Origin of the sequence: Mycobacterium parmense, assembly GCF_010730575.1 — a bacterium.
Taxonomy (GTDB): Bacteria; Actinomycetota; Actinomycetes; order Mycobacteriales; family Mycobacteriaceae; genus Mycobacterium; species Mycobacterium parmense.
In genome coordinates, this window is sequence record NZ_AP022614.1 from 3868035 (window position 1) to 3891690 (window position 23656).

The following is a 23656-nucleotide window of genomic DNA, read 5'->3' on the forward strand; positions in this document are numbered from 1 at the left end:
CGCCAGGTCACCGGTTGGCAACGACTTGGCTGCGTCTTGGCAACGTCGGCGTCGTCGCAGCTCAGGAACCACGGTAAGCCAAACTAATCCACAGCGTGCTGCGGTATCGTCGCCTGCACGCGTTGCGCGAGACCCGGGGAGTGCGGAAATCCAGCAGTTGATGATGCGCCTGAGCCGCAGCCTGCGTAAGTACCGCTGGTTGGTCTTCACAGGCTGGTTGTTGGCATTGGTGCCGGCGGTGTACATGGCGCTGACGCAGTCCGGCAACCTCACCGGCGGCGGCTTCGAGGTCGCCGGCTCACAGTCGCTCGTCGTCCACGATCAGCTCGAGGAGCTCTACCACGACCAGGGGGCGTCGTCGCTGGCGTTGGTGGCGGCCCCCCGTCCGGATGCGAGCTACTCCGACATGAACGACGCGGTCGCCGAGCTGCGGCAGATCGCGGGCGAGTTCCCCGGCATCACCGAGGTGCCGAACCCCACCCAGCGACCGCCCCAGCCGGACCGCCCCTACGTCCTGTCCCTGCGGCTGGACTCCCGCAACACCAGTGACGTCGCCAAGCAGCTGCGCACGAAGGTCGGCGTCAGGGGCGATCAGCCGGGGCACACCGCGAACGACCGGGTCCGGCTGTACGTCATCGGGCAGGGCGCCCTGTCCGCCGCCGCGGCGCAGAACACCAAACACGACATCGCCGCCGCGGAGCGCTGGAACCTGCCGATCATCCTGATCGTATTGCTGGCGGTGTTCGGTTCGCTGGCGGCCGCGGCGATCCCGCTGGCCCTGGGCGTCTGCACGGTCGTGGTGACCATGGGCCTGGTCTATTTCCTGTCCGCCTACACCACCATGTCGGTGTTCGTCACCTCGACGGTCTCGATGTTCGGGATCGCGCTCGCCGTCGACTATTCGCTGTTCATCCTGATGCGCTTCCGCGAGGAGTTGCGCACCGGCCGCGAGCCGCGCGAGGCCGTCGACGCCGCGATGGCCACCTCGGGGCTGGCCGTGGTGCTGTCCGGGATGACCGTCATCGCCTCGCTCACCGGGATCTACGTCATCAACACGCCCGCGCTGAAATCGATGGCCACCGGGGCGATCCTGGCCGTCGCGGTGGCGATGCTGACGTCGACGACGCTGACCCCCGCCGCGCTGGCGACGTTCGGCCGGGCCGCCGCCAAGCGGTCGGCGCTGCTGCACTGGTCGCGCCGGCCGGAGAGCACCCAGTCGCGGTTCTGGAACCGCTGGATCGGGTCGGTGATGCGCCGGCCGTGGATATCGGCGGTGGCGGCGTCGACCGTCCTGCTCGCCATCGCCGTTCCCGCGTCGTCGATGGTGCTGGGCAACAGCCTGCTGCGCCAGTTCGACTCGTCGCACGAGATCCGCGCCGGGGTGGCGGCCGCCGGCCAGGCGCTCGGGCCGGGCGCGCTGGGCCCGGTGCGCGTGCTGGTCACGTTCCCCGACGGCGGGGCCGCCTCACCCGAACACACCCAGACCATCAACGCGATCCGTCAGCGGATCGCCCAGGCCCCCAACATCGTTTCGGTGACGCCGCCGCAGTTCGCCGAGGACAACGGCAGCGCGCTGCTGTCCGCGGTGCTGTCGGTGGACCCCGAGGACATGGGCGCCCGCCAGACCGTCGGCTGGTTGCGCAGCCAGCTGCCCAAGATTCCCGACGCAGGGACGGCGCGGGTGGACGTCGGCGGCCCCACCGCGCTGATCAAGGACTTCGACGACCGGGTGTCGCAGACCGAGCCGCTGGTGCTGGGCTTCGTCGCGCTGATCGCGTTCGTGATGCTGCTGGTCTCGATCCACTCGGTGTTCCTGGCACTCAAGGGCGTGCTGATGACCCTGCTGTCGGTCGCGGCCGCCTACGGCAGCCTGGTGATGGTGTTCCAGTGGGGCTGGCTCAAGGACCTCGGCTTCGCACAGATCAGTTCGATCGACAGCACGGTCCCTCCCCTGGTGCTGGCGATGACCTTCGGGTTGTCGATGGACTACGAGATCTTCCTGCTGACTCGCATCCGGGAGCGCTTCCTGCACTCCGGGAACACGCGCGACGCCGTCGCGTACGGCGTGAGCACCAGCGCCCGCACGATCACCAGCGCCGCTCTGATCATGATCGCGGTATTCATCGGCTTCGCGTTCGCCGGCATGCCACTGGTCGCCGAGATCGGGGTGGCCTGCGCCGTCGCGATCGCGGTCGACGCGACCGTGGTCAGGCTCGTCCTGGTGCCCGCCCTGATGGCGATGTTCGCCCAGTGGAACTGGTGGCTGCCCTCGTGGCTGTCCCGGATCCTGCCGTCGGTCGACTTCGACAAGCCGCTGCCCGCGGTGGACCTCGCCGACGTGGTGGTCATCCCCGACGACATCTCGGCTCCCGTCGCGCCCACCGCGGACCTGCGCATGGTGATCAAGTCCGCTGCCAAGCTCAAGCACCTGGCGCCCGACGCCGTCTGCGTGGCCGACCCGCTGGCCTTCTCCGGGTGCGGGCGCAACGGCAACCGACCCGACCAGCCGCGAGGCCTGGGGCCCGGGCAGATCCCCCACCAGGTCAGCCTCGACGAGGATCCCGCGACAGACGTGAGCGCCGGCACCAACGGCGACCAACGGGGCCACTCGGGGGCCAAGAAGCGGGCCGGCACCCTGGCGACGCGCAACGGCATCGCCCGCGCGATCGCCGGGATGGACCGGCCGGTGCATCCGGTCACCCTGTGGCGGGGGCGGCTGTCGGTGGCCCTCGACGCGCTGGAAACGAGCCGGACAACCGGACAGGCCGGCGGCGCGGCCGCGGAATACGAACGCAGCAGCCCCGTGGAGACGACCCATGTGCAGCTGCCCACCGGGGACCGACTGCAGGTGCCGACCGGCGCGGAGGCCCTGCGGCTCAAGGGTTACCTGATCATGTGCCGTAACAGTCGGCGCGATTACGCCGATTTCGCCGATATGGTCGGCACTCTGGAGCCTCACACCGCCGCGGTGGTGCTGGCGGGCATGGACAGGTATTACTGTTGTCAGTCATCGAGGCGGCAGTGGATCGCCACCGAGTTGGTGCGTCGACTCGCCGATCCAGACCCTTCCGATTTCCCATCCGGTCTCAATGGCGACACGGAGTCCACAGCCGGCGACGCGTCGGACTGGGAGGAGATCAGGGAGCGCTGCCTGTCGGTGGCCGTGGCGATGCTGGAGGAGGCGAGGTGACGTTGGCACCCGACCGACGCCCCGCATCGCCGCCCCAGCGGCCGGCGGTTGAGCAGAACGGGCCCGCCGGTGACTCCCCCGCGGACCCCGAACAGCCGGTCGAGTTCTGGCCCACGTCCGACATCCGGTCCGCGCTGCAGGGCGGCGACATCGAGACCTGGAAGCGCATCGCCGCCGCGCTCAAACGAGACCCTTACGGCCGCACCGCCCGTCAGGTCGAAGAAGTTCTCGAGGGCGCCCGGCCCTACGGCATCGCCAAGGCGATGTGGGAGGTGCTGGAGCGGGCCCGCACCCACTTGGAAGCCAACGAACGCGCCGAGGTGGCCCGCCACGTGCGGGTCCTGATCGACCGATCCGGCCTGGGCGAACCGGAATTCGCCTCGCGTATCGGAGTGCCCATCGCCGAGCTCGCCGCCTATTTGGACGCGACCATCAGCCCGCCGGCCGCGCTGATGATCCGGATGCGGCGGCTCTCCGACCGGTTCGTCAAGGTGAAGTCGGCGCGTTCGGCCGAATCCAACTGATCAGCGCATCGGCAGGACGTTCGACACCAGCCAGCCGGCGCCGCGTTTGACCAGCGTCACCCGCAGCGCGGGGGCCGCCTGACTTGCCGGCTGTCCCGGCGCGGACTGGGTCACCCGCAAGATCACCGCCACACTGGCCGCCGACGGCCCGATGGCCTCGATCCCGGCCGCCAGCGTCGCCGCTTGTGCGGTGATGTTGTGCTGGGCCAGTTCGGCGCTGGTCTTCTGATACTGCTCTTTGAACGCGTCCGCCTGCTCGGGCACCATCATCGCCGCGGCCCGGTCGAGGGAGCCGCCCGGGTCGGCAGGCGTGAACGACGCCATCGCCTCGGCCATACCCGTGGCGACCTGCACCACACGCCCGGAATCCGCCTTGAAGTCGCGGTCGGCGGTGGTCCAGTGCGTGTAACCGGTCAGCACCGCCGCCACCAGCGCCGCCGCGCACAGGAAGACGACCGCCAGGCGCAGCCCGGGGGCGTCGTCGTCGGTGCCGACGCTCACCGAATCGCGGCGCAGCAACCACAGGTTGACCGCGACGCCCTCGACGATCAGCAGGATCAGCACCGAGCACACCGACACCCACCACAGCGGCCAGGCGAGGATGTATCCGATCATCGCCAGCGCGGCCACCGCGGCCAGCGGGGCCGCGATGTCGAACGCGAAGAGCCGCCAGACATTCCTCACTTGATCGACCCCAGCCCGGAGATCATCAGCTTGCCGTCCACGTCAGAGACGTCGAGCCGCAGATTCCAGTGCACCGTCGTCGGCTTGGCACCCGCGTTCTGGCTGACCGACACCGCGACCAGCATCACCGAATCGGTGCGGCTGGCGAATGCCGGCAACTTCGTGGTCACGACCGGTCGCGAGACACCGGGCTGGGAATCCAGGTCGCGGCGCACCGTCTCGAGGGCCACCGCCTCGATCTGCCCGACGCTCTGCGACTGCAGCTTCTGCACCACCTGCCGGTAGGGCTGCACGGCGGCGTCGAAGTCGGCGTTTAGCTCCCCGACGGTGCCGTCGTGCAGCCGCTGCAGGCTGGTGTCGATGTTGGTGCTGTTCATGTTGATCAGCACCCCGGCCCAATCGGCTGCGGTCTGCATGACGCGGGTCAGATACCCGCGTTCGGCGACCTCGTCGCGATGCCCGGACCAGATGACGGCAACGAGCACCACCGCGGCAGCCGACAGGGCGCCCAGAAACGTCGATGCGACGCCGTAGCCGGAGAAGACCCTGCCTGTCGCCGCCTCCTGCACCGACGTGGAGTCGTCCTCGTTGCCTGCGGATTCGGCCTCGGTCGCCGTCTCGGAGCGCTCGCCGTCTGCCATGGCCCGATCGTCGCACCCGGGAAAGATGGAAGGATGGCGGGGTGACGGTAGAGACCATCCGCTCGGGCATCGACCTGAGCTATGTCGACGCAAGCACCCGCCCGCAGGACGACCTGTTCGGCCATGTCAACGGCCGCTGGCTGACCGAATACGAGATACCTGCCGACCGGGCGACCGACGGCGCCTTCCGGCTGCTGTACGACCGCGCCGAAGAGCAGGTGCGCGACCTGATCGCCGAAGCCGGTGAGGCGGGGGCGGCCCCGGGCAGCGACGCTGCGCGCATCGGCGACCTCTACGCGAGCTTCATGGACGAACAGGCAGTCGAACGACGCGGCCTGCAGCCGCTACACGACGAGCTGGCCACGATCGACGAGGCCGCCGACCGCGACGCCCTGGCGGCCGTGCTGGGCGGCCTGCAGCGCACCGGGGTGGGAGGCGGCGTGACGATCTACGTCGACACCGACGCCAAGGACTCCGCCCGCTACCTCGTGCACGTCAGCCAGTCCGGGCTCGGGCTGCCCGACGAGTCCTACTACCGCGACCCGCAGCACGCCGAGGTGCTGGCCGCCTACCCCGCACACATCGCCCGGATGTTCGGGCTGGTCTACGGCGGCGAGCACGCCGAGACCGCGGCGCGCATCGTCGCGCTGGAGACCAAACTGGCCGCCGCGCACTGGGATGTGGTGAAGCGCCGCGACGCCGATCTGACCTACAACCTGCGCACCTTCGCCCAGCTGCAGGCCGAGGGGGCCGGCTTCGACTGGCCCGGGTGGGTGTCGGCGCTGGGCAGCACCCCCGAGCACCTCGCCGAAGTCGTTGTCCGACAACCGGATTACCTGACCGCGTTCGCCGGTCTGTGGGCCGGCGAGGATTTCGACGACTGGAAGGCGTGGGCGCGTTGGCGACTGATCCGTGCCCGCGCCGCCTGGCTGACCGACGAGGTCGTCGCCGCGGACTTCGAGTTCTTCGGCCGCCGGCTCACCGGCGCGGAGCAGATCCGCGACCGCTGGAAGCGAGCGGTGTCCCTGGTGGAGGGACTGATGGGTGACGCCGTCGGAAAGCTGTACGTGCAAAGGCATTTCCCACCCGACGCCAAGGCCCGCATCGACACGCTGGTCGACAATCTGCTGGCCGCGTACCGCATGTCCATCAACGAGCTGGACTGGATGACGCCGCAGACCCGCGAGCGCGCACTGGCCAAGCTGGACAAGTTCACCGCCAAGGTCGGGTATCCGGCGAAGTGGCGCGACTACTCCGCGCTGGTGATCGACCGCCACGACCTCTATGGGAACTACCGGCGCGGGTATGCCGTCAACCACGACCGGGAGGTGGCCAAGCTCGGTGGCCCGGTCGACAAGGACGAGTGGTTCATGACGCCGCAGACCGTCAACGCCTACTACAACCCGGGGATGAACGAAATCGTCTTTCCGGCGGCCATTCTGCAGCCACCGTTCTTCGACGCGCAGGCCGACGACGCCGCCAACTACGGTGGGATCGGCGCGGTGATCGGCCACGAGATCGGGCACGGCTTCGACGACCAGGGCGCCAAGTACGACGGCGACGGCAACCTGGTCGACTGGTGGACCGACTCCGACCGCACCGAGTTCGGCGCGCGCACCAAGGCGCTCATCGAGCAGTACGAAGCGTACACACCGCGGGGCCTGGACGGCGGGCACCACGTCAACGGCGCGTTCACCGTCGGTGAGAACATCGGCGACCTGGGCGGGCTGTCCATCGCGCTGCTGGCCTACCAGCTGTCGCTGGGCGGGGAGCCCGCGCCGGTGATCGACGGCCTCACCGGCGTGCAGCGCGTCTTCTACGGCTGGGCCCAGGTGTGGCGGACCAAATCGCGTGAGGCCGAAGCGATCCGGCGCCTGGCGGTGGATCCGCATTCGCCGCCGGAGTTCCGGTGCAACGGCGTGATCCGCAACATGGACGCTTTCTACGACGCGTTCGAGGTGGGCGAAGCCGACGCCCTGTTCCTGGAGCCGCGAAGCAGGGTCAGGATCTGGAACTGACGGGTCGGGCGCCGACGAGCTCGATGCGGGCGGGCACGTGCTTGTGCCACGGCGTGCCGGCGTAGGGGTCGCGCCACTCGGTGGAGGTGAGCACGTTCGGGGCGACGCCGGGGACCACGGTGCTGCCCTCGTCGTCGACATAGTCGAGCCCGAAACCGTTGGGCAGGGCCGCATGTCCGGCGAGCATGGTCTCGGTGATCTCGACGACGGCCTCGGCGCTGCCGGCCGCGGTGCTGATGCGCACGCGGCTTCCGTCGACCAGCCCGAGGTCCTGGGCGTCCTCGACGCTGACCCGCAGCGCGCCGTCCGCGTCGCGCTTGCGCCAGGACGGGTCGCGGAAGATGTCGTTGGCGGTATAGGCGCGCCGCTCCCCCACCGACAGCACGACCGGGAAGTCCGCGGTGGTCAGTCGCGGCGGGGCGGCCTCCAAAGCCGCCAGCTCGGACAGCATTTCGGGGATTTCCAGCGCGATCTTGCGGTCGGCGTGGCCGATCAGCGCGAAGTCGTCCTCGTAATCGTGCACGGTGAACGTCACCGCGGAGGGTCCCTCGAGGAGGGCGTCGAACAGGGCGTTGCCGTCGGCATGGCCGGCGCGGCGCACGGCGTCCGGGTAGGTCAGCGCCGTCTTCTGCGCGAGGCCCCACAGGGCGGCCGTACCGCGCAGGCCGTCGGGCAGGGTGGGCCCGAGGGTCTCGTAGAGCACGTAAGGGAGCAGCCGGGCCACGGTCGGGTTGCCGCCCATCGCGGCGAGGAACGCCTCGGTGTAGGCCTGCCGGCCGCGTGCGGCCGCCTCACGCAGCGGCCGCAGGTCCGCGTCCCCGACGACGCCCAGGGCCCGCACCAGCCGCGCCCAGATCTCTGGTTCGGGCAGCGTTCCCGGCAGCGGCTCGAGCAACGGGCGGCGCAGCTGAAAAGCGTTGGCGGGGAACTCGAAATTGAAGAACGTGGCCTCGGGCTTCTCGTACTGGGACGCGGCGGGCAGCACGTAGTGCGCCAGCCTGGCGGTCTCGGTCATCGCGACGTCGATCACCACCATGAGCTCCAGCGCTTCGAACGCCTCGCGGCAGGCCGCCGAATTGGCGAGCGAGTGTGCGGGATTGCTGCTCTCGACGATCATGGCCCGGAAGCGGTCCGGGTGGTCGGTCAGGATCTCCTCGGGCACCACGTTGCTGGGGATCAGCCCGGCGATGACGGGAGCGCCGGTGACCGGCGTGCGGCCCGACACCTGGCCGAACAGCGGCGCGAACGACGAATGTAGGTGCTGGCCGCCCTTTTTCGCAAAGTTGCCGGTGAGGATCCACAGCATCTTGTTCAGATAGGAGCACAGGGTGCTGTTGGGCGCCTGCTGGACGCCGAGGTCCTCGAACACCGCGACGCTGCCGGCCGCGCCGATGCGGCGCGCCGATGCGCGCAACAGCTCTTCGTCGACCCCGCACCGTTGCGCGTAGTCGGCGACCGGAACCTCGCGCAGCGCGGCGCGCACGGTGTCGGAGCCGTGCACATGGGCCGCGAGAAAGGCTTCGTCGCAGAGGTTTTCCTGAACGAGCACCGCGGCCAGCGCGGCCAGGCACCACGCGTCGGTGCCGGGGCGGACCCGAAGGTGAAAGTCCGCCATCTTTGCAGTGTCGGTGACCACGGGGTCGACGACGATCATCGACCGGGCCGGATCCTTGGCGATGTCGTTGAGCACCACGCGGGCGCGCGGGAAGCTCTGCGACATCCACGGGTTCTTGCCGACGAACACCGCCACCTCGGCGTGCTCGAACTCACCCCGGGTGTGGCCGCCGTAGAGCTGCGCGTCGACCCAGGCCTCGCCGGTCTTCTCCTGCGCCAAGGCGTTTGAACGGTAGCGCGAGCCGAGCGCCTTCAGGAACGCGCCGCTGTAGGCGCCGCCGAGGTGGTTGCCCTGCCCGCCGCCGCCGTAATAGAAGATCTTGTCGCCCCCGTAGGCGTCGCGGATGCGCTGGAAGCCCTCGGCGATCTCGACGATCGCGGTGTCCCAGTCGATCTCCTCGTAGCTGCCGTCGGCGCGCCGGCGCAGCGGCGAGGTGATGCGGCCGCGGTTGTTCTGGTAGTGGTCCAGCCGCAGCGCCTTGTTGCATGTGTAGCCCTGCGACGCCGGATGCGCCTTGTCGCCCCGGATGCGTGCCAGCCGGCGATCCTCGACCTGGACGACGATGCCGCAGTTGCACTCACAGAGGATGCAGGCGGTGGACTGCCATTCACTGGTCATCTCGGTGGCCCTTTCCGTGTGCCCCGCCCGATATCAGGGCCGAAAGCATCTCGCGCAGCCGGCGGTGGACGGCGTCCAGCGGCGCCAGGTCGCGGCGCACGCGGGCCAGCACGATCGCGCCCTCGATGGCGCTGGTCGCCAGCAGGGCGAGTTCATCGGCCCCCTCCCGCGGTATCCCGTCGGCGACGAACCGCTGGGCGATCAGGTCCGACCAGCGGTCGAACGCCGCATTCGCGCGCTCGATCACCGGGGACATCCGCTCGCGGTCGTCCTCGTCTCCCGCCTCGACGGAAACCGCGACGACCGGGCAGCCCGCCCGGAAATCGCTGTCGAGCAGCTGCCGGCGGTACTTCTCGAACAGGGTGTCCAGCAGCGGCAGGCTCCCATCGGCCGCGGTGATGACCGCCGCGACGTGCTCGCCGGCGTAATCGACCGCCTCGCAGAGCAATTGGGTGCGCCCACCCGGAAAGTAGTGGTACGCCGACCCGCGCGGCGCACCGCTGTGCGAAAGCACGTCGGAGATGGCGGTGGCGTGGGCGCCCCGTTCCCGGATCAACAGCGCCGTGGACATCACCATCCGCTCACGGGGGCTTCGCATATATATGATGCTATACATAACCCGCACCGCCGGACCAGCCCCCGAAATTCCGACGAGCGCGCATGTACAAAGACACGCCGCAACAGATGGCATTTTGCGCACCATCGTGGCGGCGAGGGAATCAGAACAACTAGTTCAGCCAGTCGCTGGAGCCGTCGTTCTTCTTGTAGTCGCCGCCACCGGAGTTCTTCACGATGATCGGGTCGCCCGGACCGAAATTGTCGAAGAACCACTTCGCGTTGCTGGGGCTGATGTTGATGCACCCGTGACTGACGTCGCGCTTGCCCTGGTCGTCGACCGACCACGGCGCGCTGTGCACGTAGTCGCCGACGTTGTCGAAGCGGACGGCGTCCTCCACCGTCACCTTGTAGCCCCAGGCCGAGTTGACCGGAACCCCGTAGGTCGAGGAGTCCATCACCACCGAGGCTTTCTTGTCCTGCACGTAATACGTGCCGTTGGGCGTCTGGTGGTTGCCGGCCGTCATACCCATCGACATCGGGAAGGTCTTCTCCACGGTGCCGTTGCGGGTGATGGTCAGCTGGTGGGTGGCGTCGTCGGCCGTGGCGATCAGGGTGTCGCCGGTCTGAAAGCTGGACACGGTGCCGCCGGCGTCGACGGTCACCGCGGTGTGCGCGGGCCAGAAGCTCAGCGGGCGCCAGCGCAGCTGGGTCGGGGTCATCCAGTAGAACTTTCCGGGCACCGCCGGAACCGACGAGACGTGCACGGCATTGATCGCCGCGCCGGCGTCTTCGACCGTTCCCGGGAAGTTGATGATGATCGGCTGAGCCACCCCGACCGTGGCGCCGTTCGCCGGGACGAAGTTCGGCGGGCCGAAGGGGGCCACGCCGGTGAAGGGCGTCGGGTTCTGCCCGTCGGCAGGTCCGGTGTAGACCGGTTGCGCGAGCGGGTTGGGCGGCAGCCCGGGCAGCGGCGGCAGCCCCGGTGGCGGCGGTGGCGCCAGCGGGTCGGGAGGCGGCGGCAGCAGGGGCGGCGGCGCGGGCGGGCCGGCGGGCGCGGCCACCAGACCCGGATCGCCGGGGGCAGGATCGGGGTCGGCCAGCGCGGTGCCGGCGCCGAGCACCAGTCCAGCGGCCAGGACGGGCACCCCCACCGAGGCCAATCCGGCTGTCTTCAGAGCCGCGAAAATGTTCGCTCTCGTCCGGCCCGACATACGCATCCCTTCCGTCACCTTCCTTCGAATCAGTGTGGCACAGGGCGCAGGCCAGCTAACTCGGCTTCGGGCGGTGTCGCGGGGTGCGGGCGGGGGATTCGCAGTGCTGAACTGCGCAGCTATGAATTGCGTGAGCTTGTCGGGGCAACGTCGAGCATGTGCCGGTTAGCCGCTATTCCGGCGAGCGCGAGGCCCATCAGCCCCGCCGAGGCGGTCAGCATGAAGGCGACGCTGCGCTCGTAGAGCAGCCCACCCGCCAGCGAGCCCGCCATGATGCCCACCTGGAACGCGGTCACGTACAGCCCGGACGCCCCGTCGGGGTCGTCGGCGCCGTTGCGCATCGCGGCGGACTGCATCATCGGCGACACGGCGGTGGCCATGGCCCCCCACAGCACGATCGCACAGGCCCCGATCAGCGCCGTCGCCGCGGTGGGCCGGCCACCGAACGCCAGGCCCATGAGCACCGCGAACGCGGCGGTCAACCCGGCCGTGCACAGGATGATGGCGCTGCGCGGGCGGCGGTCCAGCGGCCGCGCCACCAGCGGCACCGACAGCAGCCCCGCCAGCCCGTAGGCCGCCAGCACCCAGGCCAGGTTCGCCCCGCTGACCCCGACGACGTTGCGGATGATCACCACGATGTAGGTGTAGGAGACGAAGTGCCCGGTGACGGCGATCATCGCGAGGAGGCTGACCTTGATCAGCGCCGGGTTGCGGTGATGGCGCGAGCGGGGGCCGACGTGCGCGAGCTGATTCTCGGTGAGCACCATCTCCGGCAGCATCACCCGGGCCGCGACGGTGACGACGAGGGCCGCCACGGTGATGCACACGACGGCGAGCCGCCAGCCCCACATCAGGCTCATCGCCGCCGTCAGGGGGCTGCCGACGACCAGGGCGAGGCTGGTTCCCAGGTAGATGGAGGTGGTGGCGCGCCCGGCGTGGCTCGGCGGCACCAGCCGCGTCGCGATCGGGGCGATGACCGACCACAGCAGGCCGTGGGTGATGGCGCACAGCACCCGGCCGGCCGCGAGCACGGCGAAGTTGGGGGCGACCGCGGCGATGACCTGCGAGGCCGTCAGGCAGCACAGGCTCATCACCAGCGCACGCCGGCGGGGCCAGTGCGCGGTCCAGCGGACCAGCGGGAACGTGGTCAGGGCCGCGACCAGCGCGTACCAGGCCAGCAGCGTCCCGACCAGGACGAGGCTGACGTGCATGTCCCGGGCGATCACCGGCAGCGCTCCCACCGGAAGGATCTCGGCGGTCACATAGATGAAGGCCGCGGCCGCCAGGACCGCCAGTTGCGCGGCGATCCGGGGCGTCCACGTTCTCGAGGACGTCGAGGCGCTCTGGGTTGCGGAGCTCATGGCGTCGGCATCGGCCGGGCTTCCCGGTCTCTTGGTAGCAATCACTGGCGCGCTCACAATGCCTTTACGGTACGCACTGCCGCGACGAGTTGACCTTACTTAAGGTCTCAAACGCCCACCAAGATAGTCACCGATCAGGAACGGACGAGGCGCGCGATCGCGGCGGTCGCCTCGGCGATCTTCTCGTCCGCCTCGTCACCCCCCGAGGCGACGGCGCGGGTCACGCAGTGGTTGAGGTGCTCGTCGAGCAGGTTGAGGGCGACCGAGCGCAGCGCGCTGTTGACGGCGCTGATCTGGGTGAGGACGTCGATGCAGTATTTGTCCTCTTCGATCATTCGCGCGATGCCGCGCACCTGGCCCTCGATGCGGCGGAGCCGCTTGGCGTAGTTGTCTTTCTGCTGCGAGTAACCGTGTGCAGTCGTCATGTTCCTCTCACCTCAGTCCACGCGCACCGGCCGAGGCGGCCCGAACCCCGTGTAGACAGGCCAGCTTATACCCGGCGGGGGTACTACCCGCGCATTTGCCGCGTCGGCGACTCCCGCATACTTGCACGATGGCCACCACAACCGATCCGACTCCGCCCACGGACATCAAACCGCGTAGTCGCGATGTCACCGACGGTCTGGAGAAGGCCGCCGCCCGCGGGATGTTGCGCGCCGTCGGCATGGATGACGAGGACTTCGCCAAGCCGCAGATCGGGGTGGCGTCGTCGTGGAACGAGATCACACCCTGCAACCTGTCGCTGGACCGGCTGGCCAAGTCGGTCAAGGAAGGGGTGTTCGCGGCGGGTGGCTACCCGCTCGAGTTCGGCACGATCTCCGTCTCCGACGGCATCTCGATGGGGCACGAGGGGATGCACTTCTCGCTGCCGTCACGGGAGCTGATCGCCGACAGCGTCGAGACGGTGATGCAGGCCGAGCGACTCGACGGCTCGGTGCTGCTGGCCGGCTGCGACAAGTCGCTCCCGGGCATGCTGATGGCCGCCGCCCGACTGGACCTGGCGTCGGTGTTCCTCTACGCGGGTTCGATCCTGCCGGGCGTGGCCAAGCTGTCCGACGGCAGCGAGCGCGAGGTCACCATCATCGACGCGTTCGAGGCCGTCGGCGCCTGCGCCCGCGGCCTGCTGCCCCGCGAGGACGTCGACGCCATCGAACGGGCGATCTGCCCGGGCGAGGGTGCGTGCGGCGGCATGTACACCGCCAACACCATGGCCAGCGCCGCCGAGGCGCTCGGGATGTCGCTGCCGGGCAGCGCCGCCCCGCCCGCGACCGACCGCCGCCGCGACGGATACGCGCGGCGCAGCGGTCAGGCCGTCGTCGAGTTGCTGCGGCGTGGCATCACCGCCCGCGACATCCTCACCCGGGAGGCGTTCGAGAACGCGATCGCCGTGGTCATGGCCTTCGGCGGCTCGACCAACGCGGTGCTGCACCTGCTGGCCATCGCCCACGAGGCCGAGGTGCCGCTGTCCCTCGACGACTTCAGCCGCATCGGGTCGAAGGTGCCGCACCTGGCCGACGTCAAGCCGTTCGGCCGTCACGTGATGTCCGATGTCGACCACATCGGCGGCGTGCCCGTGGTGATGAAGGCCCTGTTGGACGCGGGACTGCTGCGGGGGGACTGCCTGACGGTCACCGGCCGCACCGTCGCCGAGAACCTGGCTGCCATCACGCCGCCGGACCCGGACGGCAAGGTGCTGCGCGCCCTGAGCGATCCGATCCACCCGACCGGCGGGATCACCATCCTGCGCGGCTCGCTGGCGCCCGACGGCGCGGTGGTCAAGACGGCCGGCCTGGATTCGGACGTGTTCGAGGGCACGGCAAGGGTTTTCGACGGTGAGCGAGCCGCGCTGGACGCCCTGGAGGACGGCACCATCGCCAAGGGCGACGTCGTGGTGATCCGCTACGAGGGCCCCAAGGGCGGGCCCGGGATGCGCGAGATGCTGGCCATCACCGGCGCGATCAAAGGAGCCGGCCTCGGCAAGGACGTGCTGTTGCTGACCGACGGCCGGTTCTCGGGCGGCACGACGGGTTTCTGCGTGGGTCACATCGCCCCCGAGGCGGTCGACGGCGGGCCGATCGCCCTGCTGCGCGATGGCGACAGGATCCGGCTCGACGCGGGGGGCCGCACCCTCGACGTGCTGACCGACGCGGACGAATTCGCTTCCCGGCGAGCCGAAGTCACCGCTCCCCCGCCGCGCTACACCTCCGGCGTGTTGGCGAAGTACGTCAAGCTGGTCGGCTCCGCGGCCGCCGGCGCCGTCTGCGGCTAGCGCCGGTCGCCGGCGCGCCGGGCGTGAGGCAGCGTGCACGTCCCCTTCGTCGAGGCTCAGGTGACGTCGCTCACCGCACCAGCGCCAACGCGAAGCCGTCCCATCGCTTGGCGCCGACGGTCTGCAGCACCGCGGTGTCCAGCCGCGGGTGCCGCCCCATCGCCTCCAGCGTTTCGCGCACCGCCCGGGCCGCGTCGTCGGGCCGGGCGTCCAGGATCTGACCTTGCCGGATCACGTTGTCCACCACGATGATTGCTCCGGAGCGGGCCAGGCGGACGGCCCACTCGAGATAGGCGGGATAGTTTTCCTTGTCGGCGTCGATGAAGATCAGGTCGAAGGGGTCGTCGCCCAGCGTCGGCAGCGTGTCCAGCGCGGCGCCGACCATCACCTCGACCCGGTCGCCGACGCCCGCGCGCTCCAAGTTGGCCCGCGCGACCTCGGCGTGTTTGGGTTCGAATTCCAGCGTCACCACCCGGCCCGCGGGTCCCGCACCCCGCGCCAGCCAGATGGTGCTGAAGCCGCCCAGCGTACCGAGCTCCAGGATGCGGCGGGCGCCGAGCGCGGCGGCCAGCAGGCACAGGAATTTGCCTTGCTGCGCCGACACGGCTATCGGCGGTAACCCGGCGGCGTCGCTGGCTTCGAGCGCCGCGGCCAGGGCGGGATCGTCGCCAACCACGGTGCGGTTCAAGAACTCGTCGACATCTTGGGGCGTGGGGTCCTGGGTCATGGTGTCCACGCTAGCGGAGCGGCGCGCCGGGCCGGGTCGGCGCGAATTCCGGTCGGCACTGTTTACTCAATACCCTACCGGGGTATAGAGTGAGCCAGGTCGGACAACGCCCACACACAACGAGGTGATTCGAATGACGAACTACGAGGCAGGCGCCACGCTCACCTGTGGCCACGAGGGCTGCGGCTGTCGCGTCCGCATCGAGGTCCCCTGCCACTGCTCGGGCGCGGGCGAGCCCTATCGGTGCACCTGCGGAGACGAGCTGACTCCCGTCAGCTGAGCCGCGCCGCCGGTCGCGCGTCCGGGCGCGAAGCCCTCACCGCCCGAACGTGCGACCGGTGAGCTCGACGGTCGCCGTCAGCCGCGGGGAACCCGCCGAAACGCCTACCGCCACCGCGTGGCCTCCCGGGCTGATGCGCCAGCTTCCGGCGTCGCCGTCGTAGCGTGCGAGCAGCCGCGGATCCGCGGTCAGGGTCACCCGGCACGCCGCGCCCGGCTCCAGCTCGACCCGCTCGAACCCCAGCAGGCGTGACCGCCGTTCCCCGGGCGCCGCGGTCAGATACAGCTGGGGAACGTCGGCGCCGGCGCGGTCGCCGGTGTTGACGACGGTGAAACTGGCGGTCACCGTGTCACCGCCGGTCACCACCAGGTCGCTGTAGCCGAAGCCGGTGTAGGACAAGCCATGACCGAACGCGAAGAGCGGCTCCCGGCCGGTCTTGGCGAACCAGCGGTAGCCGACCTCGGCCCCTTCGACGTAGTGGATGGTTACCGGCGTACCGAAGGGGGTGCCGAGTCCGGGCAGCTCGGGTCGGGGCGTCTGGCTCAGGTCCTCCGGGAAGGTGATCGGTAGCCTCCCCGACGGATTGACGTGGCCCGCAATAATTTCGGCGATGGCCTGACCGCCCGCCTGACCCGGATACCATGCCTGCAGTACCGCGTTCACGGAGTCCCGCCACGGCATCGCCACCGGGTTGCCCGTCTCCAGCACCACGACGGTGTTCGGGTTGGCGGCGGCGACGGCGGCGATGAGCTCGTCCTGACCCCACGGCAGTGACAGGTCGACGGTGTCGAAGCCCTCGCCCTCCACGCGGATCGCGAACACGATCGCGATGTCGGCGTCGCGCGCCGCCAGCACCGCCTCGGCCGGGCTGATCCCGGGATCGAACTCGATCCGGCTGTGCGGGAAGTGCTCTCGTAACGCCGCCAGGGGGCTCGACGGCAGCAGGTGCAGGTTGCGCAGGCCGGCCATCAAACCCGGCCCGCCGATGGGGATCACCCCCGCGTAGCCGCCGGGCGGGACGACGGCGCTCGAGCCGCAGCCGATCGGCACCCCGAGCTGGGCGTAACCGCCGATGACGGCGATCCGCCCGGTGTCGGGCGCCACGGGAAGGGCGCCGCGGTTGCTCAGCAGGACGATACCCTCCCGCGCGATCTGTAGTGCTGTCTCGTTGTGCGCGGCCATGTCCGGCTCGGGCGCCGGATCGAGCCGGTCGACTCCGACGGCGAACATCGAACGCAGGATCCGCCGGACCATGTCGGATAGGCGTTGCCCGGACATCCTGCCGTCGGCGTGGGCGGATCGCAGGGGTTCGCCGAACGACTCCGCTTGCCACAGAAGCGCGTCCAGTTGCGCGCCGCACTCCTGGTCGAGACCCGCGACCGCGCACTCCCAGCCCGGCGTTCCGCCCCAATCGGACATCACCCAGCCGGGGAACGCCCACGCACCTTTGAGCACGTCGGTGAGCAGGGCGCGGTTCGCGGCGGCATAGGACCCGTTGACCTTGTTGTAGGCCGCCATCACCGCGCCGGGGTGGGACCGTTCGATGGCGATCTCGAAGGCCAGCAGGTCCGACTCGCGGTGTGCGGCGGGGTCGATCACCGCGTCGAGCCAGTGCCGATTGGTCTCGTTGCAGTTCAGCGAGTAGTGCTTGACCGTGGAGATCACCCCCTGCTCCTGGATTCCGCTGACCGACTCGGCGGCGATGGTCGCGGTCAGAAGCGGGTCCTCCGAGACGTATTCGAAGTTGCGGCCGTTGCGGGGATCGCGCGCGAGGTTCATCGCACCCGCCAGTTGCACGTTGAACCCGCGACTGCGCGCCTCGCGACCGATCAGCTCGCCCGCCGCCCGGGCCAGCGACGGGTGGAAGCCGGCGGCGAGCGCGAGCCCGGCGGGCAGGGCGGTGGCCGTATCACCCTGGCGGAAACCGGGATTGGTGACGCCGAGCCCGGCGTCGCTCATGAGTAGCGCCGGCACTCCGAGCCGGGGAATCCCGGGAACGTACCCGGCGCTCATCGGCACGCCCGGCGGGATGCGCTCGTCGCGGACCGGCCACATCTCGCCGGCGCCCATCACCGCGACCAGCAGGGCGAAGCGCTCGTCGTCGGTCATCCGGGCTTCGGTCTCGCGCGCCCGCTCGTCGGCTGAGCCGCTCACCGCACGCCCTCTTTCGCGTACACGACGCGCAGCACGTGCCCGAGCTCAGGGCCCATCACCAGCTCGGTCAGCGCGCAGATGGTCGCGACGAACTGCGGGCCGTGGGCCGGCTCGGTGTGGCTCAGGTGGTGCGCCACCTCGTGCAGGACCACCAGCTCGCGCAGCGCCCAGTCGGCGGTGTCGCGGTCGGGGACCGCGATAACCCCTGCGCCGTCGCGGTATTCGTAGTGCGCGGCCGTCGCGGCACGGCGCGCCCGCACCGTCAGCGGCGACGCCGCGGGCCAGCGCTGCCGGACCGCGGGCAACGCGAGCACCTCGTCGACGTAGCGTTGCGCGGACGCGACGGAGCCGAATCGCCCTTCGGGCGGAAGGGTCAGCTGGGTGCCGAAGAAGTCGATGACGGGCGACCCGTGCTGGGCGGCGCGGTCGAACATCGTCCGGACGAACTCCTCGGCCGCGTACACCCGAGCCCGCTGCGAGTCTCGCTTGGGGTGGTCCCCCTCGCTCACCGGCCCAACGCGCTGCGCGCGCCCGGCAGCTCCGGACTGCTGCCGAGGCGCGCCCGCCGCCCGGCCCGATCACCGGCGCGCCGCGCCGACGACGAATAGCCGGCCGATGCCCGGCTGACCTGGTAGGTGCCGCGCGCCTTCGAGGTGCCACGGTAGAAGTCGCGCAGCTCGAGATCCTTGTCCCGCAACGCGATCGCGGTGCCGGGTGGCCGACCGCGGTCCTTGGTGGCCTCGCTGCGCGCCTGGTCGCGCGCCTCGGCCAGGCGCTGACCGACGCGGGCCCCGAAGGCGAGCTGGAAATTGAGCCGCGCGGTGATCGTCGGGGTGGGTCGGTGCGCGCCCGACGCGAGGTAGGCGTCCGACGCGCGGACCATCTGCACCACCAGGCTGGCGTACAGGGCGTGGCTTGTGTCGATGTCCTCGGGGAACCCGTACGCGTAGAGGAAGGTCGAATTGGAGGCCACGTCGCAGCGCACGTCGTTGGCCGCGGCGATCAGCACGAACAGCTGCACGTACGTCCGCAACCCCCTGGTGCCCGCCGTGCCGATCGTGATGGTCCGCTGGGCCGGGGCCTGCGCCGCCGTGCGGTTGGACGCGTGGGACCGCGCCACCGCCAGGTCGATGGAGGACGCCGTCGCCAACCGTTGCGCTGCGGTCATGAAGGCCTCGGCCTCGTGCGCGTTGTCGGTGCCCTCGGCCTGACGCAGCAGCGCGGCGATCCGTGCCAGCATCTTGTCGTCGGTCATAGGCGCCAAACTACGCGACGGCTCCGACGGTTCGCGCAACGCAATTCACAACCGCTTGGCGATCCAGGAGATCACGTCGTCGATCACCTGCTCGCGCTCCGGCTCGTTGAAGACCTCGTGATAGAGGCCCGGATAGACCTTCAGTTCGACGTCGGTGGACCCGACGCAGTCGACCAGTCGGCGGCTGCCCGAGAGGGGGATCAGCCGGTCGTCGGAGCCGTGCACCACCAGCAGCGGCGCGGTCAGCGCGGGCGCCCGCTGCGGCATCGTCTCGCCGACCTGCAGCAGCGCGCGGCCGATGCCGGCCGGGACCTTGCCGTGGTACACCAGCGGGTCATTCTTGTACGCGGCCACCACCGCGGGATCCCGGGAAATGGCGTCGACGTCGAGCTCCTGCGCCGGCAGACCGGGCACGACGGCGCCGAGCAACTTGGCGGCGAACGCCAGCAGCGGCGACACCTGCTCCTGGGCCGCGACCGCCGGGCCGGACAGCACCATCAGGTCGTAGTTGTCCGGCCGCTCGACGCCGTAGGCGAACACGATCCCGCCGCCCATGCTGTGCCCGAGCACGACGCATTTGAGCCCGGGATGCTCGCGGGTGGCGATGCGGACGAGGGTGTCGAAGTCCGCGGTGAACTCGGAGATGTCGCGGACCAGGACGCGCTTGCCGCCGGAGCGGCCGTGGCCGCGGTGATCCAGCGCGTAGGTGGCCAGCCCGGCCTCACCGAAGCGCTGCGCGAGGTGGTCGTAGCGGCGGGCATACTCACCGAGACCGTGCGAGAGCACCACCACCGCGCGTGGCGGAGCGTCCGGCGTCCAGACGTCGTAAACGATGCGCACGCCGCCGAATCCGTCGAAGTTCCGTTCGGTGCGGGTGGTAGTCATTAGGGGCAGCGTAACGGCTCCCGGCGCGGTCTACCGGTTTAAGGTGTCCGACATCGTGCGTAGGCTCATCCGCGTGGAACTGCTCACCGACCATACGGGTTGCGCAGGCGCTCCCGTCGCCGGCGACGATTTCTCGGCGCACGCCGAGCCGCACCGCCGCGAATTGCTGGCGCACTGCTACCGCATGACCGGGTCGTTGCACGACGCAGAGGATCTGGTGCAGGAGACGCTGCTGCGGGCCTGGAAGGCCTACGAGCGGTTCGAGGGCAAGTCGTCGATGCGGACGTGGCTGCACCGCATCGCCACCAACACGTGCCTGACCGCGCTGGAGGGCCGGCAGCGGCGGCCGTTGCCGGTGGGCCTGGGCGCGTCGAGCTCCGACCCCACCGCCGAGCTGGTGGCGCGCCCCGAGGTGCCCTGGCTGGAGCCGCTCCCGGACATGGCGGATGATCCCGCCGACCCATCGGTCGTCGTCGGGTCGCGCGAGTCGGTCCGGCTGGCGTTTATCGCCGCCCTGCAACATCTTTCGCCCCGGCAACGCGCGGTGCTGCTGCTGCGCGACGTCCTGCAGTGGAGGGCGGCGGAAGTGGCCGCGGCGGTCGGCACCTCCACCGTCGCGGTCAACAGCCTGCTGCAACGCGCCCGGTCCCAGCTCGACGCCGCCGGTCCCAGCGCCGACGACCGGCTGGCGGCTCCGGAGTCGACCGAGGCCCGGGACCTGCTGGCCCGCTACATCGCAGCGTTCGAGGCCTACGACATCGACCGCCTGGTGGAGTTGTTCACCGGCGACGCGATCTGGGAGATGCCACCGTACGCCGGCTGGTATCAGGGCGCGCGGGCCATCGTCACGCTCATCCACCAGCAGTGCCCGGCCGAGTCGCCCGGGGACATGCGCCTGCTGCCGCTCGTCGCCAACGGCCAGCCCGCCGCGGCCATGTACATGCGTGCCGGCGACATGCATGTACCGTTTCAGCTACACGTGCTCGACGTACGCGACGACAAGGTGTCGCATGTGGTGGCATTCCTCGACGACTCACTGTTCGCCAGGTTCGGACTGCCCGCGTCGCTGTGACGCCTGATCGCCCGGCAAGGGGGAGCACATGACGGAGCCCGCACGCGTCACACCCGTGCCCGGGCGGCCACTGTTGCTGTTGGGCGCCTTCGATGTCGGCGACCTCGGCTATGTCGCCAAGGAGTTCTTCGTCTCCGGGACGGCGTCGTCCTTCGCGGGCGACTCGGCGCCGTCCGGCGGCGGCCGACGCGTGACACCCTCCGGCACAGCCGATTACGTGACCCGCGTGGTGGCGCTGACGCCGTCCGACCCGGCCCGTTTCAACGGCACGGCGCTGGTCGAGTGGCTCAACGTGAGCGGCGGCATCGACGCTCCGGCCGTGTGGATGATGGCGCACCGCGAGATCCTGCGCGCGGGCTACGCCTACGTCGCGGTCTCCGCCCAGCGGGTGGGCGTTGCCGGCGGAACCGGCATGCTCGGCCTGGACATGTCTTTGAAGAGCCAGGACCCCGGCCGATACGCTGCGCTGCACCATCCGGGCGACGCCTTCGCCTACGACATCTTCTCCCAGGCGGGAGCGCTCGTCAAAGACGCTGGGCGCGAAAGGATTCTACGCGGCCTGCGTGCGCAGCACGTCGTCGCCCTGGGCGAGTCCCAGTCTGCGATGTTCCTCGCCACCTACATCAACGACGTGGACCCGCTGGCTCAGGTCTACGACGCGTTCCTGGTGCATTCGCGGTTCGGGTCGGCGGCACGGCTCGACGGCGCCTCCGTCTTCGCCGAAGCGCAGAGCCCGGAGCCGGTGCCCTTCCGCCGCGACCTGCGCGTCCCGGTGTTGACGGTCATCACCGAGACCGACCTGTTCGGCGGGGGCGCCCGGGAGGGCTACTATTTCGCGCGGCAGCCGGTCCACGAGCGCCTGCGGGTGTGGGAGATCGCCGGCGCCGCCCACGCCGACAACTACACGATCCAGGTGGCGCCCATCGACAGCGGGTCCGCGCCGCTCGATGACATCGTGTCGGCGTACGCGCCCACCACCATGCTGATGGGCCACCAGCTCGACCACTACATCAACTTCGCCCCGCAACATCACTATGTGGTGCAGGCGGCGCTCGCGGCGCTGAACGCCTGGGTCACCACGGGCGAGGCCGCACCTGACGGCCCGCCGATGGAGGTGCGCGAAAGCCCTTCCCCGCGGCCAGTTCTGGACGCCAACGGCCTGGCCTTGGGTGGTGTGCGAACACCGTGGGTCGACGTGCCGACCGCCCGCACCTCCGGGCTCGACGGCTCGGAAGGCGCGCCTGAGAGCCTGATGTCGGCGATCTTCGGCTCCGGCGAACCCTTCGACGCGGCGACGTTGGTCCGCCTCTACCCGGGCGGGGCCGAGGACTACCTGCACCGCTTCACCGCGGCGCTCGACGCGGCGATCGAGGCGCGGTTCATCCTGCCGGCCGACCGCGCCGAGATCCTGGCGCTGGCCGCCGCGACCTTCGCTGCCGGCCGCCCCTAGAACAGCCTGCTGTCCGGCGACGGGCCCGGCACCGAGCGGACCAGTCCGGCGCCGGTGACCAGCGGCAGGTCCAACGCGGACAGCAGGCCGGGCGGCGCCGCACACACCGCGGGGATGGCGTTGACCATGCGCGAGGCGCCCGCGATGCGCGCCCCCAGGTCGTGGTCGTGGTCCTCGGCCATCTCGAATTCGCACCGCATCTGGGGTGAGCCCTCGATCTCGACCCGGTACAGGCCGCGGCCCGACGCCTGCCCGTACCCGAGGTCCTTCGGGGGGATGCAGACGTGCGGCTGCGGCCAGTCCGGGGCGATGTCGTCACGCATGCGCGTCACGTGGTCGATGACGAAAGTCGGCTTGTCACCGACGTAACCGGTCAGCGTGGAGCGCATCGCGGCGATGGTCCCGGCCTCGATGTGGCCGGTGGGTGTGTCGAAAGACTCGGTGGCGGCGATGCGTTCGTTGCTCTCCTCGATGTCGTCGATCTTGACGCCCAGCCCGGCGGCGAGCTGATGTAGAACGGGCCCCCAACCGAAGGTGAACACTCCGGGCGTCGCGGCGAACGCCGTGAACTCCGGCGGCTTCCCGAAGCCCAGGATCTCGTAGACCGCCGAGGAGTCGGGATAAGTCGCGTAGTTGAACATCTCCGTCACCCGCACCGACTCGACGACCCGGGACACACCGGTAAGCACCAGTGGCAGAACGTCATTGGCGAACCCGGAGTCTATACCTGTGGTGAAGAACGAGGCCCCGCCCTCCAGCGCGGCTCGGCGCAGCGGCTCGGTGAACGCCGCGTCGACCGCGTCGGGAAAGACCAGCGGCACAACCGAACACGACACCACGTTCTTGCCGGCGCGCAGGATCGAGACCATGTCCTCGACGGCCTCGAGCGGCCGCAGGTTGGCTCCGGCGGCGTACACCACCGCGTCGGCGTCGCCGGCGAGCATCGCCGCCGGGTCCTGCGTGGCCGTGACCCCGACCGGGCCGATCCCGCACAGCGCCCCCGCGTCGCGGCCCGCCTTGGCGTCGCTGTGCACCACGACGTCCGTCAGTCGCAGCTCCGGATGGTCGATCACCCCGCGCAGGGCGATCACGCCCATCGAACCCGGCCCCCACACTCCGACATTGAGCACAGCTTCTCCTATTA

The 23656-nt window shown here is 70.1% G+C and carries 20 protein-coding genes; 7 read left to right on the plus strand and 13 right to left on the minus strand.

Annotation, left to right across the window (positions count from 1 at the left end; genetic code table 11):
• Nucleotides 1-160: 160 nt before the first annotated feature.
• A complete protein-coding gene (locus G6N48_RS17875; RefSeq protein ID WP_085270348.1) occupies nt 161-3190 on the plus strand; it encodes an MMPL family transporter in 3030 nt (1009 codons plus the stop codon).
• Nucleotides 3187-3714: a transcriptional regulator gene (locus G6N48_RS17880; protein ID WP_085270347.1), complete on the plus strand. Its 528-nt coding sequence runs from the start codon at nt 3187-3189 to the stop codon at nt 3712-3714. The genes G6N48_RS17875 and G6N48_RS17880 overlap by 4 nt, the downstream gene beginning before the upstream one ends.
• Here G6N48_RS17880 and G6N48_RS17885 read toward each other — a convergent pair whose 3' ends face one another.
• Nucleotides 3715-4398 (minus strand): hypothetical protein, encoded by a 684-nt coding sequence (locus G6N48_RS17885; RefSeq protein ID WP_085270346.1) that lies wholly within the window; start codon nt 4396-4398, stop codon nt 3715-3717.
• Nucleotides 4395-5039, minus strand: a complete 645-nt coding sequence (locus tag G6N48_RS17890) for a hypothetical protein (protein WP_085270345.1) — start codon at nt 5037-5039, stop codon at nt 4395-4397. Before G6N48_RS17890 ends, G6N48_RS17885 begins: the two co-directional genes overlap by 4 nt.
• Before the next feature lie 41 nt (nt 5040-5080).
• Between G6N48_RS17890 and G6N48_RS17895 the strand changes: the two genes are divergently transcribed.
• Nucleotides 5081-7057, plus strand: a complete 1977-nt coding sequence (locus tag G6N48_RS17895) for a M13 family metallopeptidase (protein WP_085270344.1) — start codon at nt 5081-5083, stop codon at nt 7055-7057.
• Here G6N48_RS17895 and G6N48_RS17900 read toward each other — a convergent pair.
• The 5 genes from G6N48_RS17900 to ricR form a co-directional block, all read right to left on the minus strand.
• Nucleotides 7041-9290 (minus strand): molybdopterin-dependent oxidoreductase, encoded by a 2250-nt coding sequence (locus G6N48_RS17900; protein WP_085270343.1) that lies wholly within the window; start codon nt 9288-9290, stop codon nt 7041-7043. The genes G6N48_RS17895 and G6N48_RS17900 overlap by 17 nt on opposite strands.
• Complete coding sequence (locus G6N48_RS17905; RefSeq protein ID WP_085270342.1) at nt 9280-9888, minus strand: TetR/AcrR family transcriptional regulator; 609 nt, start codon at nt 9886-9888, stop codon at nt 9280-9282. Before G6N48_RS17905 ends, G6N48_RS17900 begins: the two co-directional genes overlap by 11 nt.
• Nucleotides 9889-10018: 130 nt before the next feature.
• On the minus strand, nt 10019-11059 hold the full coding sequence (locus G6N48_RS17910) for a L,D-transpeptidase (RefSeq protein WP_085270341.1): 1041 nt from the start codon (nt 11057-11059) through the stop codon (nt 10019-10021).
• 119 nt (nt 11060-11178) lie between these two features.
• Complete coding sequence (locus G6N48_RS17915; RefSeq protein ID WP_085270340.1) at nt 11179-12420, minus strand: MFS transporter; 1242 nt, start codon at nt 12418-12420, stop codon at nt 11179-11181.
• A gap of 134 nt (nt 12421-12554) precedes the next feature.
• The gene (gene ricR / locus G6N48_RS17920) at nt 12555-12845 is read right to left on the minus strand and encodes a copper-sensing transcriptional repressor RicR (protein ID WP_085270339.1); all 291 of its coding nucleotides are present in this window, start codon (nt 12843-12845) and stop codon (nt 12555-12557) included.
• A gap of 128 nt (nt 12846-12973) precedes the next feature.
• Between ricR and ilvD the strand changes: the two genes are divergently transcribed.
• Nucleotides 12974-14689 carry a dihydroxy-acid dehydratase gene (gene ilvD / locus G6N48_RS17925; protein ID WP_085270338.1) on the plus strand — a complete coding sequence of 572 codons (1716 nt, stop codon included), beginning with the start codon at nt 12974-12976 and terminating at the stop codon, nt 14687-14689.
• Between the two features lie 70 nt (nt 14690-14759).
• Here ilvD and G6N48_RS17930 read toward each other — a convergent pair whose 3' ends face one another.
• Nucleotides 14760-15416, minus strand: coding sequence for an O-methyltransferase (locus G6N48_RS17930; protein ID WP_085270356.1), 657 nt, complete (start codon nt 15414-15416; stop codon nt 14760-14762).
• Between the two features lie 133 nt (nt 15417-15549).
• Here G6N48_RS17930 and mymT point away from each other — a divergent pair, with 133 nt between their 5' ends.
• Nucleotides 15550-15696: a copper-binding metallothionein MymT gene (mymT, locus tag G6N48_RS17935; RefSeq protein ID WP_085270337.1), complete on the plus strand. Its 147-nt coding sequence runs from the start codon at nt 15550-15552 to the stop codon at nt 15694-15696.
• Nucleotides 15697-15732: 36 nt separating this feature from the next.
• Here mymT and G6N48_RS17940 read toward each other — a convergent pair whose 3' ends face one another.
• The 4 genes from G6N48_RS17940 to G6N48_RS17955 are packed head-to-tail and all read right to left on the minus strand — an operon-like array spanning nt 15733 to nt 19990.
• The gene (locus G6N48_RS17940; RefSeq protein WP_085270355.1) at nt 15733-17805 is read right to left on the minus strand and encodes a beta-glucosidase; all 2073 of its coding nucleotides are present in this window, start codon (nt 17803-17805) and stop codon (nt 15733-15735) included.
• Nucleotides 17806-17846: 41 nt separating this feature from the next.
• Nucleotides 17847-18359, minus strand: coding sequence for a TIGR04338 family metallohydrolase (locus tag G6N48_RS17945; RefSeq protein WP_085270336.1), 513 nt, complete (start codon nt 18357-18359; stop codon nt 17847-17849).
• Nucleotides 18356-19105, minus strand: coding sequence for a DUF2786 domain-containing protein (locus G6N48_RS17950; RefSeq protein WP_085270335.1), 750 nt, complete (start codon nt 19103-19105; stop codon nt 18356-18358). Before G6N48_RS17950 ends, G6N48_RS17945 begins: the two co-directional genes overlap by 4 nt.
• 45 nt (nt 19106-19150) lie before the next feature.
• Complete coding sequence (locus G6N48_RS17955) at nt 19151-19990, minus strand: alpha/beta hydrolase (protein ID WP_085270354.1); 840 nt, start codon at nt 19988-19990, stop codon at nt 19151-19153.
• On the opposite strand from G6N48_RS17955, the gene G6N48_RS17960 reads away from it, so the two are divergent.
• Together G6N48_RS17960 and G6N48_RS17965 are read left to right on the plus strand one after the other, a co-directional pair.
• Nucleotides 19938-21062 carry a sigma-70 family RNA polymerase sigma factor gene (locus G6N48_RS17960; RefSeq protein WP_085270334.1) on the plus strand — a complete coding sequence of 375 codons (1125 nt, stop codon included), beginning with the start codon at nt 19938-19940 and terminating at the stop codon, nt 21060-21062. The genes G6N48_RS17955 and G6N48_RS17960 overlap by 53 nt on opposite strands.
• Nucleotides 21063-21090: 28 nt before the next feature.
• A complete protein-coding gene (locus tag G6N48_RS17965; RefSeq protein WP_085270333.1) occupies nt 21091-22512 on the plus strand; it encodes an alpha/beta hydrolase domain-containing protein in 1422 nt (473 codons plus the stop codon).
• Here the strand turns inward: G6N48_RS17965 and G6N48_RS17970 are convergent.
• Nucleotides 22509-23642 carry an NAD(P)H-dependent amine dehydrogenase family protein gene (locus tag G6N48_RS17970; protein ID WP_139825875.1) on the minus strand — a complete coding sequence of 378 codons (1134 nt, stop codon included), beginning with the start codon at nt 23640-23642 and terminating at the stop codon, nt 22509-22511. The genes G6N48_RS17965 and G6N48_RS17970 overlap by 4 nt on opposite strands.
• Between the last annotated feature and the right edge of the window lie 14 nt (nt 23643-23656).